Source organism: Winogradskyella sp. 266wxhm, from assembly GCF_058964685.1.
This window is the reverse complement of sequence record NZ_CM179559.1, coordinates 2,756,710-2,773,103: the sequence shown is the minus strand read 5'-3', so window position 1 is coordinate 2,773,103 and position 16,394 is coordinate 2,756,710. Positions and strand designations below refer to the sequence as shown.

Sequence of the window (16,394 nt, the reverse complement as noted above, 5' to 3'; positions counted from 1 at the left end):
ACTATCTTGTAAAAACCAACTCTTTTTCAGATGACAATTCTTCGCTAAAACCATAGTTTTCATAATTAAAACCTTTGATATCGTCTAGCGTTTTAGCATCGGTGTCGATAATGTACCTTGTCATTAAACCTCTAGCTAATTTTGCAAAAATCGCTATGGTTTTATACTTACCATCTTTAAACTCTCTAAAGTTAACATCAACAACTGGCACTTTTAAAGCCTTTTTATCAATAGCTTTAGAATACTCGTTACTAGCCAAATTTAAAAACAGTTCGTCATCTGTCATTTCGTCGTTAAGCGCCTTGGTGATTTTCTTTTGCCAGAATTCGTAAAGGTTTTTATTCTTACCAACTGGCATTTTGGTTCCCATTTCTAATCGGTAAGGTTGAATTAAATCCAACGGTTTTAGAATTCCATAAAGACCAGAAATTATACGAACCGTATCTTGAACTTCATCCAATTTCTTGGTATCAATAGTATAGGCATCAAGCCCTCTATAAACATCACCATTAAATGCATAAATAGCTTGTCTGGCGTTATCTTTAGTAAATGGTAACTCCCATTCTTGATTACGGTCGTAATTCAGCTGTCCTAAATTATCAGAAATGTGCATTAGCTTAGACAGACTCTTTGCTGATTTCTTTTTCAGTAATTTATTTAAGCGTTCTGCTTCTGCTAAAAAACAACTTTCGGTCGTTTTAGTTGTTGGTAATTTACTGTCGTAATCTAAAGATTTTGCTGGTGATAATACAAGTTTCATAAAAGCCCATTTAATTTGATATTCAAAAGTACAACCTTAAAAAGAGAGTTGAAAATGGAACTAAAAACTTATTTTGATAGTGTTATAAGTAATTGCTATCTCCTAATTAAAGCTATTGAAAGAACACTTCGACAGGCTCAGCGTGACAGTTTAATAATACAGAAATCGACTTATTATAGCTCTTGATGCTTAGCGTAGCCTCTCCACTTTTCTATACATTGTTGCATATCTTCTGGAATTTCGGTTGAAAAACTTAACCACTTACCTGTTGTTGGGTGCTCAAAGCCTAAAGTTTTAGCGTGAAGTGCTTGGCGTGGCAACACCTTAAATGCATTTTCTACAAATTGTTTGTACTTGGTAAAAGTTGTGCCTTTCAAGATTTTTTCGCCACCATAACGTTCATCATTAAAAAGCGTGTGACCAATATGCTTCATGTGCACACGGATTTGGTGTGTACGTCCTGTTTCGAGCTTACAACTCACTAAAGTTACATAACCCAATCGTTCTAAAACTTTATAATGGGTTAATGCAGTTTTTCCTTTGTAAGCCTCATCACCTTCAAAAACGGTGTTTTGTAATCTATTTTTAGGATGACGACCAATATTACCTTCAACTGTTCCTTCTTCCTCTTCTATATTTCCCCAAACTATGGCGACATATTCGCGTTCACTGGTTTTTTCGGCAAATTGATTAGACAGGTGTGCCATAGCTTGCTCGGTTTTTGCTACCACCAAAAGTCCGCTAGTATCTTTATCAATACGATGTACCAAGCCTGGACGATTACTCGAGTTATTCGGTAAGTTTTCAAAATGATAAATTAATCCATTGATTAAAGTCCCTGAATAGTTACCATGACCAGGATGCACCACCATACCTGCTGGTTTATTTACCACAAGTAAATCATCATCTTCGTAAACAATATCAATTGGAATGTTCTCGGCAACCAATAAATGTTCATGAGGTGGATGTTCAAACTTTACCGTAATTTGATCATGTGGTTTTACCTTATAATTCGATTTTACAGGAGTACCATTAACGAAAATAGAACCGTCTTTTGCAGCCTGTTGAATTTTGTTTCGTGTTGCATTTTCAACAAAATTCATTAAATATTTATCTATTCTGAGAGGCTTTTGCCCATTCTCTACTTTAAAAGCATAATGCTCATAAAGTTCATCATCTAACTCATCGTCAGAATTTTCAATAATATCAGCCATAATTATTCGCGATTACCATTACCTAAAACCAAATCTATTTCTGAAGTTAAAGGCAATTTAGTTCCTGGCTTTAAAGTTTCGCCTTCAAATTTTAATCCTAAGACAACATCTTTTCCGATGTAATCTACATAAGTTGAATTGCCCACTTTAAAACCTAAAGCTTCTAACTGCGGTTTTGCTTGTCTTAATGTTCGTTTTAAAACATCTGGCACTTCAACCTTTCTGTAACCAGAAGGATTTAAAATCAAATATATTTTTCTATTCTCTTTGACTTGAGAACCCGCAACTGGATTTTGTTCTATTACTGAATATTTGGGATAATCTGGATTGTAGTTGGCAGAATCCTGTAATTTCCATGTTAGGTCATTATCATTCAATTCTATTTCAACAGTTTCCAAAGATTTACCTTTTAAGTCTGGTACGGTTACAAACTCGCCATGATTTGTTGTAATATTTAACCACTTTAATGCGAAAAAACATAGAACAACAAGGGCGACAATAGCTAAAGCTAATTGTTTAAAAAAGACTTTACTGGTAAGAAACTTAACAAAACTCATAGGTGTGAATGTAAAAAGACAAAACTAATAAAATATTATGATGCTTTAACAACGTCATAAAACTAATATACGTATCAAATTATAGATTAAGTTTTTCAAAAAAAGAATACTTTTACATTACAACTTTAATTAAATAGAATGACAAAGGCTATTGCTATAATTATGGGAGGTTACTCTAGCGAATATAAGATTTCGCTTAAAAGTGGCTCCGTTGTTTTTGAAACGTTAGACCGTACAAAATATACTCCATACGCTATCCATATCTTTAAAGACAAATGGGTGTATGTCAATGAAGATAATGAAGAATTTCCTGTTGACAAAAATGATTTTTCTATAACTGTAGGTTCTAAAAAAATCACGTTTGATTGTGTGTTTAATGCGATTCACGGATCACCAGGTGAAGATGGATTTATGCAAGCCTATTTTAAACTTTTGAATATTCCTCAGACTAGCTGTAGCATGTATCAGGCTGCATTAACGTTTAACAAACGAGACTTGCTAGCGACCTTAAAACCTTTCGGTATTAAAACTGCAGAGAGTTATTATGTAAACCTTGGAGATACTATTAACGAAGATGCAATCGTTAAAAAAGTTGGTCTGCCTTGTTTTGTAAAAGCGAATAAAGCTGGTAGTAGTTTTGGTATTTCAAAAGTGTATAAAAAGGAAGATTTAAAGACCGCTATTGAAACCTCATTTAAGGAAGACAACGAAATTATTATTGAACAATTTTTAGATGGTACAGAAGTTTCTGTTGGTGTAATATCTTATAAAGGTGAAACCACTGTTTTACCAATTACTGAAATAGTTTCGGAAAATGATTTCTTTGATTACCAAGCGAAATACGAAGGTAAATCTCAAGAAATTACTCCAGCGAGAATATCTGATGATTATAAAACTAAAGTCGAAACAGTAGCCAAAAAGATATATGAGGTTTTGGGTATGACCGGTTTTTCTAGAAGTGAATTTATTTTTAAAAATGATGAACCGCATCTTCTTGAAGTAAATACTGTACCAGGTCTGACCAAAGAAAGCATTTTACCGCAACAAGCCGAAAAAGCAGGAATTAGCTTAAAAGACTTGTTTACAAATGCTATTGAAGAAGCGTTGAAGAAATAATAATTATCTTTGAAAAGATAAAGTTTACAAAATGAGAAGAGCTCTTTTCCCAGGATCTTTTGATCCGATTACCAATGGACATTACGATATTATAACGAGAGGTATTAAACTTTTTGACGAAGTTATTGTTGCCATTGGTATTAACTCGGAAAAAAAATATATGTTCTCTCTTGAAGAGCGCAAACATTTTATTGAAGAAGCTTTTAAAGATGAGCCAAAAGTAAAAGTTGTAACCTATGAAGGTTTAACCATAGATTTTTGTAAAGAGGTTAATGCTGAATTTATCCTTAGAGGCTTGAGAAATCCTGCTGACTTCGAATTTGAAAAAGCTATTGCTCATACTAACAGAAAACTGTCTAAAATTGAAACCGTCTTCTTATTAACCGCTTCTAAAACATCTTTTATTTCATCTTCTATTGTACGTGATGTCATTAGAAACCATGGCGATTATACAGTTTTGGTACCTGATAGTGTAAGAGTACACCCTTAAAATTTCAAGCTAATAATGTTATGAAATCCTGAAACTAGTTCAGGATGACAACAATTATTTATTTTTCTTAAATAATTTTATTTCGCCTAGCTTTTTGAACGGCCTCAAGTTTGTTATGTACTTGTAATTTTCTGTATATATTTTCTATATGCTTTCTAATAGTACCTGAGGACAAAATAAGATTTTCAGCAATTGCATTATAACTTAATCCTTTACTAAGTTGCTCTAAAACGTCAACTTCGCGCTCGGTAAGCTTAATGTTTTCTTGTTCTTCTTTATCTTCTATCACAAAAGGGTTTCTAAGTAACTTCAAGGTTTTTAACGCTATGGATGGATTCATTGCTGCACCACCATTTAAAGTTTCCAAAATGCCAGAATGCAAGTCACCAGCATTAATCTCCTTTAACAAATAGCCGTCAGCACCAGCTTTTATAGCGTTAAAGATATTCTCATCATTATCAAAAACAGTAAGCATTATTATTTTAATATGCGGATAATTTTGCTTAACTTTTTCAGTAGCTTCTATGCCATTCATTACAGGCATTTCAATATCCATCAATATAAGATCTACATTACTATTCTCTTCTAAATCCTGTAGTAAATTTACCCCATTCATTGACGAGAACTTCACCTCTAAGTCATCAAAAAAGGAGAGTTTTTCCTCTACAGCTTTTATTAAAAAAGTATTGTCATCTACTATGGCTATTCTTATTTTCATTTTAGTTTTTTTGTGGTTAATACTAAACGCTAAGTATTATTGTTGTTCCTTTTCCTTGTCCTGATTTTATGTCAAGACTTCCATTGATCTCCATAGCTCTTTTTTCCATGTTATTGAGACCGTTACCACGTTTTACTTTTTCTAAATCAAAGCCTGCTCCATCATCAGAAATTTGAAATTCTACATTTGAATTCTTTTTAGACACATCAACGTTGATTCTTTTTGCATTAGCATATTTTAAACTATTGTGAATAGCTTCTTGGATAATTCTTAGAATATTCATGCCTTCAACAGAAGAAAATTTCTCTGAAGTATCAACATTACTTTCAACATTAAATTCAAACTTTACTTGCGCATCAGACAGGTGCGCTTTATCTATATAATTTGAAATTCTGGTTTGTAAATCCTCAAAAGTAATTTTGTTTTTATTCATCGCCCAAATAGTATCTCTAAGCTCATAAATAGTACTAGATGTAAAGTCGCTAATGGTATTAAGCTTATGTTTTAACTTATGGTCATTAATCTCAAAGGCATATTTTAAATTATCTATAGACGAAATTATAAAGGTGAGTTGTGCACCAATATTATCATGTAAATCTCTTGAAATTCTTAAGCGTTGTTCTTGAAGCTTATTCTGAGTTTCAATTTTCAAAAGTGCATCCTTTAATTCACTTTCTTTCTTTAATTGATTGTTCTTTAACTGCTGTTGTTTATAAATAAGATAACCTATTACAGACATTATAACAGCTAAAGCAATTAAACCAAAAATTTGATAATTCCGTTCTTGTATGATTAAATCTTGCTCTGCCAAAGTGGTCCTTTGCATTAAAATTTCACGTTCTTTTTCTGCTGTCTTGTATTGTTCTTGTGCTTCAACAATCTGTTTGGTCTTGGTTTCATTGAGCAAGGAATCTTCAATGGATTTATAGTCTATATAATTCTTTAGAGCATTTTTGTAATCATTTTTTTTAACATCAAGTTCGTGCAATCGATAAAAAGCTTCAAGCTGATATTTTCTTGTACCGTACTTTACGGTATTCTGCATTGCACTATCCAATATTTTTTTCGCTTCATTATATCTGCCAGTCTCTAAATAAATCTTTCCAAGATTGACTAAAGTCACACCTTTTGATTCTTCAAAACCAGGTATGGCAAGTGATTTAAGCGTATACTCTTCTGCTTTTTTATAGTTTTTTAACTTACTAAAACTATTCCCTATATTGGAATATGTGGTTCTGGCATAACCCAAATTGCCTGTCAACTCCGCATACTTTGCAGCCTTATTATTATAGTATAAAGCACTGTCAAAAAGTTTTGGGTTAAAGTCATCTTTTTCGGCCAACTCGTCATAAGCAATTCCAATTCTACCAAAACAATATGCCATTGCCATGGTATCCTTAAGTTGTTTTGCAATGACCAATGATTTTCTGTTCCAATCAATAGAAGCCTTAAATTCATACATTCGGTCGTTGATATAGCCAATATAAGACATGTCTCGCTGCACCTTAGACAAGTTATTGTTTAGCTTGTTGTACTCCAATGATTTTAATGCCATTTTCATTGCTTCTGGAAACTCGGAAAATATCGTATGGATTCTAGATTGTCTAAAGAAGCTGTCTTCAAGAACACTATCATTTTCAAGTAACTCATTAGCTTTTTTATAGAATTCAATAGCCTTGTAATTATTTTTTTCATCAAAAGAGCTTGCTAAATAATAATAGGCTTTGCCAATGATGTTTTCATTACCATTCAGATCCTGTTTTTCCAAGATCTCTTGGGCCTTTAATCTTATAAGTGAATCATTTTGGAGATTTTCAAGCTCCTGCAAAAGAGATTTTACATCTTGAGCTGCGGCAAACTCCATTCCCATAAAAAGAAAAACTAAAGTAAGTATTGAAAATCGCAACGTGTTGGTGAAGAAAAAAAGCATCAGATACAACTTACTGTTTATAACAGAAAATTTACCTGATGCTTTCTTACAAAAATTGATTAATAGCATAACTAATATATAACTATTTGAGAATTGGTTACATTTTTATCGATTAAGCGCCGATTTTAAAAGATTAAGCGTAATCAACGATTACACTTAATCTCTATAAAATTAATCAATAAGTTTAATTTTTTAAATTGTACATATAAACTTTGTTATCACCTGCTTTGTAATACAAATAACCACCAAACTCGTCTACTTCATATTCTGGTTTTTTGTCTTTAAGCACAATTTCTTTTTCTACTTCACCAGAATCTTTATTGACCTTAACAAGACCAACTCCACTATCTAGTTTTGTTAAAATAAACTGAGAATTTTCAGTTGCTGAGGAAGCTTTAAAACGTTGAGACATCATATCGAAAGAGGCGCCAGCTATTGAAGCAAACATATCTGAAGCACGTTTTGCTTCCTTTCCATAATCATTATAATTTCTAAGATTGTTGGTACTTATACCATTATTGTTCATTCCTGCAGTGTAAGCCGTTGAAGCCGTTGCTACAAGAGAAGCTGCTGCTACAGCACCACCTACAACTTTCATAAAAGCACTTTTTCCTGGTGACTTGTAATAACCGTGAAAATTTTCATCTCCATTACCGCTTAAAGACATTAAGTTTTGAGAAGAACTTAGGAATATGTTATCATTTCTCATCTCAATTGAGTTTGGATATTCCTTTTCTTCAAACTTAATTTTTGCCAACTCTGAAACATCACCTGAATTAGCATCTATAGCAAACAATTCATCACCAGCCGCAATTAAATAACGGTTATTATCACTATCGAAAGTTGATACTACTGAAGATATGTTTTTATATTTTAAAGGTTTATCCCAAACTTGGTCACTTGTTTCTAAGTTAACAATGTTAGCATCTTCGCCTGTAATATAGATTAACCCTTGAGGTGTATGTGCCATCATCATAATGTTTTCACCAGTTTTTAATGGGTTTTTGAATAGTGTTTCACCTTCAAATGAAATCTTATTAATGCCACCAGAATAGATTCCGAACAAAATACCATCTTCCATGATATAAAAATGCTGTACATAACCTTTTGTTTTTGGTGCTTTTTCCCAAAGGTCTTCACCTGTAGCAGCACTAAACATCGTAATTTTAGATTCTGATTTTGCAGCAAACGCACCATCACCACCAGTTACATTACTTACAACTGCCAAACCTTGAGGCAGAATTTCGAATTTAGAAACAATACCTTTTACTTTTCTATCATCTTCCCAAAGCTCTTGTCCGCTTGTTCCTATTTTATGGATACGTGTGTTCTTTCCGTTAGTTGTAGTTTCAAAACCATAAATTTCCTTTTCTGTTTTATCTGCAACCAACCAGCTCACATTTTTAATTTTATTTTTCCAAAGCTCTTCACCAGAATGCGATTTTGCAATCAAGCCTTGAGCTGTTGGTATTATTAAAAAATCTTTTAATAATAATGGTGTTCCTGTTACACTAAAATCTTTTGCTACTCCTACTCGTCCTGGTGTATCTAAAAAGAAACTATAATCTAGTTTTGATGTGTTTAGATCATAGACCGCAACTTTAGGTGTGCTTTTTTCTGCTTTACTCCCTACTTTTTGAATACCACTTACTATAAGTTTATTTTGTGGTAATACCACATCGCAAGTGTAAATCTGATTCCAACTATCGTCATCAGAATTAAATATTACCTTTCCTTGCATATAATCTATAACGGCACGCTTGGTTTTGGCTATACCAGCAAATTTTGAACCTGCTCCTTGAGACACCACAATGTAAGGTGATCCTGGAATGAAATCGGTCTCTTCAGGTTTTAACTTCCCGAAGTTATTAAAGGTAAAAACAGGTTGACTTTGATCTGGCTTTATACCTGCCAAGCCATCATTAGTAGCAACCACTAAAACACCACCAACCGTTAATGTCATTTCATTTATTTTAGCACCCAAATCATAGCTTTGATCTGGCGATTCTGCCTTTTGTCCATACAACAATGTAGTACCCATTACGAGTACTAACATCATTGTTTTATTGATTTGAATTAATAGCTTTTTCATGATACAAATTTTCTATTGTACTTGTTTATTCAAATTGAAAGAACCTTCAGTAATGGTCTTTACAGATTGATCACCATTAAGATTCTTACCCGTAAACTCAAAAGTTCCGATTAACTTATCGTCTGTTTCTTCAGAAACACTTAAAGAACCTACCATAGAATTATCATAAGGTGCTTGCCACATTTCAGTAGTTGAGTTTTGAGGATTGTTTAAATCAACAGCAGTTTCTGAATAAGAACCTGTATTGAAATTATTGATTGAAGAGCCATCAAAATCGTAAGTACCAACTCCCTCATAACCGAAAATTGTGAATGAAAATGCATTTCCATCACTATTAGAAGCAATAATTATTAAGTTTTGTCCATTGTTGGCAACTGTAGCAGAAGATGATATCTCCCAAGATTCGTAATTTGTGCCATCAACTTTTGCAACTAAAGTTCCCGAAGGAGCATTTCCACCTCCACCACCATCGTCACTACTAGAACATGATGTAAATGTTACTGCTGAAACTGTCATGATAAGTAACAAGATTTGGTTTAATTTTTTCATTGTTGAAATTTTTATGATTATTAATGAGACAAATCTCAACAATAAGCAAAAGCCAAACCATACGATGAATTACGTATATTTTGATTTTTAGATGATTAAAAACGAATACAATAAACAGAATTAACTATTCTGTAAAGAGAAGTAATTGCTTTCTTATTTCAGATTTACTGGTTTTACCATCGTGCAGTTTATCTACGATTCTTTCAAGAATCTCGCTATCTTCTTTAATAGCTATAAAGATAAAATCCACAATAAATCGAAAGATAATCAGTAAAACAGCAGCAACGATAGAACCATTAGAAAACACCATAAAAAACGATCCTAAAATCACTGTAAATTGTTGAATAAAAATTCTGAAATAAGGTTTAAACATGATTTCGTTCACCTTGAATTGGTTGTATTTCTTAGGAACAAGAAAATCAAATATAAATTTCATTAACTGCGTACCCACTAATAACGCTAAAACTATTGGCACACCTTCTATTTCTAAAACTTTCTGAAAATTTGCTAAAACGTTAAAAGGTTCTTTAAAAGACACATCACCAGCTATGGAAACAATCCCAAACAAGAAAATAGATTGAATGGCTATAAACCCACCATAGTGCACAATAAAAAAAGGAATTGAAAATAGAATTGAAACTTTTTTGTCATTATGCTTGTAAGACAGGTACATCTTAACCACATTGAATAATCCAATAATTATACTCTCTAAAAAATAACCGAAAAGTACAGCATAAGCCTCAACCTTTCCAATTGTCACCAGAAAGATGAGAAACAATACATTTACCCATGCAAATGAATTTGTTTTATTAGGATAAAATACACTTTTTAGCATACACAAATAAAAGTATTATTTCTATAAAATACTATACGATGAATTGCGTATAAGCCCTAAAAACAAAATCTAGAAAAAGACCGATTGTAACAAAATATCGATTTTTCATACTGATATTATAAGCCTAGTAATCAAAATGTTTTACAATATTTCATACTTGTTTTTCAAACTGAAGCTTACAGAACCTTCTGAAAAAGCCATAAGGTTCTGGGTAAAAAACTCAGATATTTTGAAGTTAGAATATTGTTTGAAATATGGGAATTATAAAACACGTCAACTTGCTGCTCAAGGCCTAGAAATTGTTGGCAACTCTTCTTCTGTTCCTGTGCTATTGAATGCTATTGATGACAATATTCACAACGTTTCCATTGCTGCTCTAAATGCTTTAGAAAGAATTTCACCAAATAATGAACTTGTTATTTCTATCACCCGAAAACGCTTCAGTTGGTTAAAAAATATAAGAGACAAAGAAGAGTCTCAAAAAAATAAAGCTCCTAGAAAATATAACATTCATAGATGGGAACGCTCTAGCAAAAAGTCTTTTGATAGAGTAAAAGAACAACTAAAGAAACCTATTAGGTAAATAGAGTTTATTTATTAAAGTTCATATGAGGATATTCAGTCTGAAGAACTTCTATACGCTCATTTAATTTCATTTGGAACTTTTGATGCGCTTCTGAATCTGGGTTAAAAGGCTTGTGAGCTAAACCAGACTGTATCTGTTTGACATTGTCTAGTACTTGTTGCGCATCTTCAGATAACCAAACTGTTTTAAACTTTTCCCAAATGTAATCTACAGCCAAATCGCTCGGATGAATCATGTCAGAATTGTAAAATCTGTAATCACGAAGCTCATCCATCATAATCTCATAAGACGGAAAGTAATATTGTTGGTGTCTTGGATCAACAACTTGATGTATTGCCGAAAGCAAATGCGATTTACTCTGCGTGTTTTCAACAAAGCCATCCTTTAAGTGTCGTACTGGTGATACTGTAAAAATGAAATTTGCTTTAGGATTAACACTCCTAATTAATGCAATAGTATTTTCTATTGAAGCTAAAATATCATCAATTGGCAATAGTTCTTTTAGAAATTGCTTTTGTGGCACTTTATGACAATTAGCCACAATTTTGTCTGAAGCTATATACCTATACACCCAAGCTGTACCCAAGGTAACAATAATATGAGTAGCGTCTTTTAGTTGTTGATGTGTCGATTTAATACTATCGTTTAAAGTCCTCAATACATCTTTTTGTGTAGAAGAATTTAATTTTGAATGCGCATCAAAACAACTGTAAACTTCATTATTGTAAATTAACTCTTCTTCGGAATAAAAATCTTCATTGATACTGCGAGCTACTAAATTTTCAATTGCTACAGTATGAAATAAAACACCAAAGGGATTTACATTGGATTGAAACTTAAAATAGTCAAACTTGCCACCAATATTCTCTGAAAAACAAGACCCTAAAAGCATCACTTTAGCGTTATAATCTATTTGATTATGCTGTTGTGGTTGTAGTGGTATGTTAGTTTGAAGTTTCATTTAACAAAAAAATCCTTAAGGATAAACTTAAGGATTTTTAATATTTCTATTTTCTATTAGTTATAAATAAATTGAAGCGTTTCTGTTTCTTCATTTACAGTTCCTGGCTCATAAATTGATGTTGCTGAAACAGGAAACCCTTGTGAATTATAAGTATAAGTTGTAGTAAAATCATCTGTAACACTTGCTCCACTAGTATTTGTAGAGGAAGTAACATTATGCATGGTCATACTAAAACCTCCAGATATTAAATTTAGAGTTTCTCTTTGATGTAAATTAATGAATGGATTAAAATGATTGTCATAAGTATAGGTATAATCCTGGTTACCATTTACATCTATTTCCTCTATTATATCTCCATCATCATTTAGGACATAATCATATTCACCCCAATCATCAGTCATTGTAATTACTCCTTGCTCATCGTAAGAGTAGTTATTAGATTGAATAATTGTATTTTCAAAACTATAAGTTTCCTCAATTAGTCTATTTTGTGAATCATATTCAAATTCACCATACCTTTCTAAAGTTCCATCTTGATATTCATCTATACGACTCAATAAATTATTTGTGTAGGTGTAAACTTCTTCATATCCATCATTGTCTGAAGCTCCCACTAATCTGTCACCTTCGTAAGAAAAATTTGTAATATAACTTGTACCATCTTCATAGCTTACGATTAATTGGCTTAGAAGAAGATTTTCACTTGGTTGGTTATTGTTTTCTGAGGAATCATCACTACTACAAGATGACAAGAAAATTGAGGTTGTAATAAAAAATAAGTAGCTAATTTTTTTCATGAAATTGTTTTTGAGATTTGAATGCGCTAATATATATTATTTATAATGAATAATATAATAGTTAGATTTTAGTCTAAAAACGATCTTACCTTAACCAAAGCCTCATCAATCCCATCAGGATTTTTACCTCCAGCTGTTGCAAAGAATGGCTGACCACCTCCACCGCCTTGGATGTATTTTCCTAGTTCTCTAACAATTTGCCCTGCATTCAATCCTTTAGTGTCCACTAATTCTTTTGAAATGTAACAAGACAGAATAGCTTTACCATTATTTTCAGCTCCAAAAAGCAAGAATAAATTATCAAACTGACTACCTAATTCAAAACACACATCTTTAATTCCTCCTGCATCCAAATCCAACTTTTTAGTTAAAAACTGCACGCCATTAACTTCAGTGATTTCATTCTTAAGCTCGCCTTTGATGTTCTTAGCCTTGTCCTTAAGTAATTGCTCAATTTGTTTCTTTAAATCGGCATTTTCTTCTTGAAGGTTTTGCAATGCTTTAACTGGCTCTTGGGTATTGTTAAGCAAGTCTTTCATTTCAAAATAAGCTCTATTGTTTTCAAAATAAAAGTCCTTCACCGCATCATTGGTTATGGCTTCAATACGACGAATACCAGCAGCAACAGCACCTTCTGATACAATTTTGAAGTGCCAAATATCTCCAGTATTCTTCACGTGTGTCCCACCACAAAGTTCTATAGATTGCCCGAAACGAATAGTACGAACGGTATCTCCATATTTTTCACCAAATAGAGACATAGCACCATCTGCTATAGCCACATCTTTTGGCACATTTCGTTTTTCTTCTAATGGTAATTTCCCATCAATACGTGCATTAACAAAATTCTCAACATCGCGTAATTCTTCAACTGTTAATTTTGAAAAATGCGAAAAATCGAAACGTAAATATTTTGAATGCACTGCAGAGCCTTTTTGCTCTACATGAGTTCCTAAAACCTCACGAAGCGCCTGATGTAATAAGTGCGTTGCCGTGTGATTACATTCGGTTCTGTAACGTTGCTTAGCATCTACCACAGCTTTGAAGGTAGCCGTTAAATCTTCAGGTAAATTTTTTGCAAAGTGAATAATAACATTGTTTTCCTTCTTAGTATCTATGATGTAAACCGTGTCACCATGACTATCTTGCAAATAACCCTTATCACCTACTTGTCCTCCACCTTCAGCATAAAACGGAGTTAAATTAAAAACCAACTGATACATTTCACCATCTTTCTTAGAGGTTACTTTTCTGTATCTTGTAATTTTTACATTAGCTTCTAATGCATCATAACCTATAAATTCCTGTTCAGCATCATCGACTAAAATCGTCCAATCATCCGTAGACATTTCACTTGCCTTGCGCGAACGGTCTTTTTGCTTTTCAAGATGAGTTTTAAAGCCTTCTTCATCGAGCTTCATCTTATTTTCAGAAAGAATTAAAGCCGTTAAATCTATTGGAAAACCATAAGTGTCGTACAATTCAAAAGCCTTTTCACCTGAAACGGTATCACCTTTGGTTTCTTCTACAATACGATTTAGAAGTACTAAGCCTTGTTCTAAAGTTCTTAAGAATGACGCTTCTTCTTCTTTTATCACATTTTCTATAAGCTGTTTTTGAGCTTTCATTTCTGGGAAGGCTTCTCCCATTTTCTTACTCAAAATGTCAACTAACCTGTAAATAAAAGGTTCTTTTTTATCTAAAAATGTAAAGCCATAACGGATAGCTCTACGCAAAATTCTTCTAATAACATAACCAGCACCTGTATTGCTTGGCAACTGACCATCTGCAATAGAAAACGCTACGGCTCTAACGTGATCCGCAATAACTCTAATAGCAACATCTACTTTTTCGTCTTTACCATAATCTTTATCACTTATGGTTTCAATTTCTCTGATTATTGGTGTAAAAACATCAGTATCATAGTTAGACTGAACTCCTTGTAACACCATACAAAGACGCTCAAAGCCCATACCTGTATCAATATGTTTATTTGGTAAAATTTCTAAGGATTTGTCTGCCTTACGATTGTATTGCATGAATACTAAGTTCCAGATTTCTACCACTTGCGGATGATCCATATTTACAAGTGTTTTACCATCTACCTTAGCTTTTTCTTCAGCAGAACGAATATCAACATGTATTTCACTACAAGGCCCACATGGTCCTTGGTCTCCCATTTCCCAGAAATTATCCTTTTTATTTCCTTTTAAGATACGGTCTTCTGAGATATACTGTTTCCAGATATCGTAAGCTTCAGTATCCATATCTAGTTTATCTTCATCACTACCTTCAAAAACTGTAACATACAGAATATCTTTATCAATTCCGTAGACTTCGGTTAACAATTCCCAAGCCCAAGCAATAGCTTCTTTTTTAAAGTAATCGCCAAAACTCCAGTTTCCTAGCATTTCAAAAAGTGTGTGATGATAAGTGTCATATCCCACTTCTTCTAAATCGTTATGCTTACCCGAAACTCTTAAACATTTTTGAGAATCCGCTATTCTATTTTTCTTTGGTTCGGCATTACCCAAAAAGTATTCCTTAAAAGGTGCCATACCAGAATTTACAAACATTAGGGTAGGATCATTTTTCACTACCATTGGTGCTGAAGGCACAATAAGATGTTGCTTTTCCTTAAAGAAATTTAGAAACTTAGAACGAATTTCCTGAGACTTCATATATTGAAATTATAGCTTGTTTTTATTTAATTACTGCAAATGCAAAACAATTTTTTATCTTTGGACGTTACACTAATAAAAAATTGCTCTCGCAAAAGGCTTATTAGCTGCAAAAATAGTATAAATTAATACATGGCTAAGGTAAAATATTATTATGATTCCGAAACGCTTTCGTACCGTAAGATAAAGCGTAAGAAATCTACAACTTTTAAATATGTAGCTGCTTTTTTAACGGCTACTGCACTTTTTGCCTTTCTACTTGTTTTTATTGCTGGACAGTATGTTGAATCGCCAAAAGAGCGTCAGCTTACCAGAGAACTTCAAAACATGCAGATTCAATATGAATTATTGAACAAACGCATGGATGATGCCATTGCTGCTTTGGAAAATGTTGAAGAACGCGACAATGCTATTTACAGACTTTATTTTGAAGCCAATCCAATTCCAGACGAACAACGTCGTGCTGGCTTTGGTGGTATCAATCGTTATAAAAAATTTGAAGGCTTTGACAACTCGCAACTCATAGCCGAAAGCAATAAACGCTTAGATATTTTAGAAAAAGCAATTGTAGTACAATCCAAGTCTTTGGATGAAATTGCAAAACTTGCCGAAGACAAAGAAAAATTCTTAGCTGCAATACCAGCAATTCAACCGGTAAGCAATGAAGATTTAACTCGTATGGCATCGGGTTATGGTTATAGAACAGACCCATTTACTAAAGTTAGAAAATTTCATTATGGTATGGATTTTACCGCGCCACGTGGTACTCCTATTTATGCTTCTGGTGATGGCGTTGTAAAACGTGCAGACAATGGTTCTACAGGTTACGGTAATCACATTAGAATTGATCATGGTTACGGATATGTTTCGCTTTATGCACACTTGTATAAATATAATGTAAGAGTTAATCAACGTGTAAAACGAGGCGATTTAATAGGTTTTGTTGGAAGTACAGGACGATCGGAAGCACCTCATCTTCATTATGAAGTGTTCAAAGATGGTGATCGTATCAACCCAATAAACTTCTACTACGGCAACCTATCTGCTGAAGAGTATGATGAACTGTTGAAAAAAGCTTCTTTAGAAAACCAATCTCTAGATTAAG

The 16,394-nt window shown here is 33.0% G+C and carries 15 protein-coding genes; 4 read left to right on the top strand and 11 right to left on the bottom strand.

Annotated elements, in window-relative coordinates:
• Position 1: 1 nt before the first annotated feature.
• The 3 genes from yaaA to AC2H4K_RS12360 form a co-directional block, all read right to left on the bottom strand.
• Entirely contained in the window at positions 2-760 is a 759-nt protein-coding gene (yaaA, locus tag AC2H4K_RS12370) for a peroxide stress protein YaaA (RefSeq protein WP_281140244.1), read from the bottom strand.
• Positions 761-933: 173 nt separating this feature from the next.
• Positions 934-1,974 carry an RluA family pseudouridine synthase gene (locus AC2H4K_RS12365; RefSeq protein WP_281140245.1) on the bottom strand — a complete coding sequence of 347 codons (1,041 nt, stop codon included), beginning with the start codon at positions 1,972-1,974 and terminating at the stop codon, positions 934-936.
• A gap of 2 nt (positions 1,975-1,976) precedes the next feature.
• Positions 1,977-2,531, bottom strand: a complete 555-nt coding sequence (locus AC2H4K_RS12360; RefSeq protein ID WP_281140246.1) for a PASTA domain-containing protein — start codon at positions 2,529-2,531, stop codon at positions 1,977-1,979.
• A gap of 138 nt (positions 2,532-2,669) precedes the next feature.
• On the opposite strand from AC2H4K_RS12360, the gene AC2H4K_RS12355 reads away from it, so the two are divergent.
• Positions 2,670-3,647, top strand: a complete 978-nt coding sequence (locus AC2H4K_RS12355; protein ID WP_281140247.1) for a D-alanine--D-alanine ligase — start codon at positions 2,670-2,672, stop codon at positions 3,645-3,647.
• 31 nt (positions 3,648-3,678) lie between these two features.
• Entirely contained in the window at positions 3,679-4,137 is a 459-nt protein-coding gene (gene coaD / locus AC2H4K_RS12350) for a pantetheine-phosphate adenylyltransferase (protein WP_281140248.1), read from the top strand.
• A 67-nt stretch (positions 4,138-4,204) separates the two neighbouring features.
• Here coaD and AC2H4K_RS12345 read toward each other — a convergent pair whose 3' ends face one another.
• The 5 genes from AC2H4K_RS12345 to AC2H4K_RS12325 form a co-directional block, all read right to left on the bottom strand.
• Positions 4,205-4,855 carry a response regulator gene (locus tag AC2H4K_RS12345; protein WP_281140249.1) on the bottom strand — a complete coding sequence of 217 codons (651 nt, stop codon included), beginning with the start codon at positions 4,853-4,855 and terminating at the stop codon, positions 4,205-4,207.
• Between the two features lie 22 nt (positions 4,856-4,877).
• Entirely contained in the window at positions 4,878-6,785 is a 1,908-nt protein-coding gene (locus AC2H4K_RS12340; protein WP_281140250.1) for a tetratricopeptide repeat-containing sensor histidine kinase, read from the bottom strand.
• A gap of 184 nt (positions 6,786-6,969) precedes the next feature.
• Positions 6,970-8,877 (bottom strand): outer membrane protein assembly factor BamB family protein, encoded by a 1,908-nt coding sequence (locus AC2H4K_RS12335; protein WP_493742434.1) that lies wholly within the window; start codon positions 8,875-8,877, stop codon positions 6,970-6,972.
• A 12-nt stretch (positions 8,878-8,889) separates the two neighbouring features.
• On the bottom strand, positions 8,890-9,426 hold the full coding sequence (locus AC2H4K_RS12330; RefSeq protein ID WP_281140252.1) for a DUF6252 domain-containing protein: 537 nt from the start codon (positions 9,424-9,426) through the stop codon (positions 8,890-8,892).
• A 124-nt stretch (positions 9,427-9,550) separates the two neighbouring features.
• Positions 9,551-10,261, bottom strand: a complete 711-nt coding sequence (locus tag AC2H4K_RS12325; RefSeq protein WP_281140253.1) for a DUF6498-containing protein — start codon at positions 10,259-10,261, stop codon at positions 9,551-9,553.
• Positions 10,262-10,397: 136 nt separating this feature from the next.
• Here AC2H4K_RS12325 and AC2H4K_RS12320 point away from each other — a divergent pair, with 136 nt between their 5' ends.
• Entirely contained in the window at positions 10,398-10,844 is a 447-nt protein-coding gene (locus tag AC2H4K_RS12320; RefSeq protein WP_281140254.1) for a HEAT repeat domain-containing protein, read from the top strand.
• A 7-nt stretch (positions 10,845-10,851) separates the two neighbouring features.
• On the opposite strand, the gene AC2H4K_RS12315 is transcribed toward AC2H4K_RS12320, so the two are convergent.
• The 3 genes from AC2H4K_RS12315 to alaS all read right to left on the bottom strand — a co-directional run bounded on the left by AC2H4K_RS12315 (position 10,852) and on the right by alaS (position 15,289).
• Positions 10,852-11,808, bottom strand: a complete 957-nt coding sequence (locus tag AC2H4K_RS12315) for a GSCFA domain-containing protein (RefSeq protein WP_281140255.1) — start codon at positions 11,806-11,808, stop codon at positions 10,852-10,854.
• A 56-nt stretch (positions 11,809-11,864) separates the two neighbouring features.
• Entirely contained in the window at positions 11,865-12,608 is a 744-nt protein-coding gene (locus AC2H4K_RS12310) for a hypothetical protein (protein ID WP_281140256.1), read from the bottom strand.
• Positions 12,609-12,676: 68 nt separating this feature from the next.
• Entirely contained in the window at positions 12,677-15,289 is a 2,613-nt protein-coding gene (gene alaS, locus AC2H4K_RS12305; protein WP_281140257.1) for an alanine--tRNA ligase, read from the bottom strand.
• Positions 15,290-15,421: 132 nt separating this feature from the next.
• Between alaS and AC2H4K_RS12300 the strand changes: the two genes are divergently transcribed.
• Positions 15,422-16,393, top strand: coding sequence for a M23 family metallopeptidase (locus AC2H4K_RS12300; RefSeq protein ID WP_281140258.1), 972 nt, complete (start codon positions 15,422-15,424; stop codon positions 16,391-16,393).
• The last annotated feature ends 1 nt before the right edge of the window (position 16,394 follow it).

Coding starts and splice junctions, on each gene's coding strand:
- AC2H4K_RS12300 (WP_281140258.1), top strand. CDS start 15,422: ATGGCTAAGGTAAAATATTATTATGATTCCGAAACGCTTTCGTACCGT.
- AC2H4K_RS12335 (WP_493742434.1), bottom strand. CDS start 8,877: ATGAAAAAGCTATTAATTCAAATCAATAAAACAATGATGTTAGTACTC.
- AC2H4K_RS12345 (WP_281140249.1), bottom strand. CDS start 4,855: ATGAAAATAAGAATAGCCATAGTAGATGACAATACTTTTTTAATAAAA.
- AC2H4K_RS12340 (WP_281140250.1), bottom strand. CDS start 6,785: ATGCTTTTTTTCTTCACCAACACGTTGCGATTTTCAATACTTACTTTA.
- alaS (WP_281140257.1), bottom strand. CDS start 15,289: ATGAAGTCTCAGGAAATTCGTTCTAAGTTTCTAAATTTCTTTAAGGAA.
- AC2H4K_RS12325 (WP_281140253.1), bottom strand. CDS start 10,261: ATGCTAAAAAGTGTATTTTATCCTAATAAAACAAATTCATTTGCATGG.
- AC2H4K_RS12365 (WP_281140245.1), bottom strand. CDS start 1,974: ATGGCTGATATTATTGAAAATTCTGACGATGAGTTAGATGATGAACTT.
- AC2H4K_RS12315 (WP_281140255.1), bottom strand. CDS start 11,808: ATGAAACTTCAAACTAACATACCACTACAACCACAACAGCATAATCAA.
- AC2H4K_RS12330 (WP_281140252.1), bottom strand. CDS start 9,426: ATGAAAAAATTAAACCAAATCTTGTTACTTATCATGACAGTTTCAGCA.
- AC2H4K_RS12360 (WP_281140246.1), bottom strand. CDS start 2,531: ATGAGTTTTGTTAAGTTTCTTACCAGTAAAGTCTTTTTTAAACAATTA.
- AC2H4K_RS12355 (WP_281140247.1), top strand. CDS start 2,670: ATGACAAAGGCTATTGCTATAATTATGGGAGGTTACTCTAGCGAATAT.
- coaD (WP_281140248.1), top strand. CDS start 3,679: ATGAGAAGAGCTCTTTTCCCAGGATCTTTTGATCCGATTACCAATGGA.
- yaaA (WP_281140244.1), bottom strand. CDS start 760: ATGAAACTTGTATTATCACCAGCAAAATCTTTAGATTACGACAGTAAA.
- AC2H4K_RS12310 (WP_281140256.1), bottom strand. CDS start 12,608: ATGAAAAAAATTAGCTACTTATTTTTTATTACAACCTCAATTTTCTTG.
- AC2H4K_RS12320 (WP_281140254.1), top strand. CDS start 10,398: ATGTTTTACAATATTTCATACTTGTTTTTCAAACTGAAGCTTACAGAA.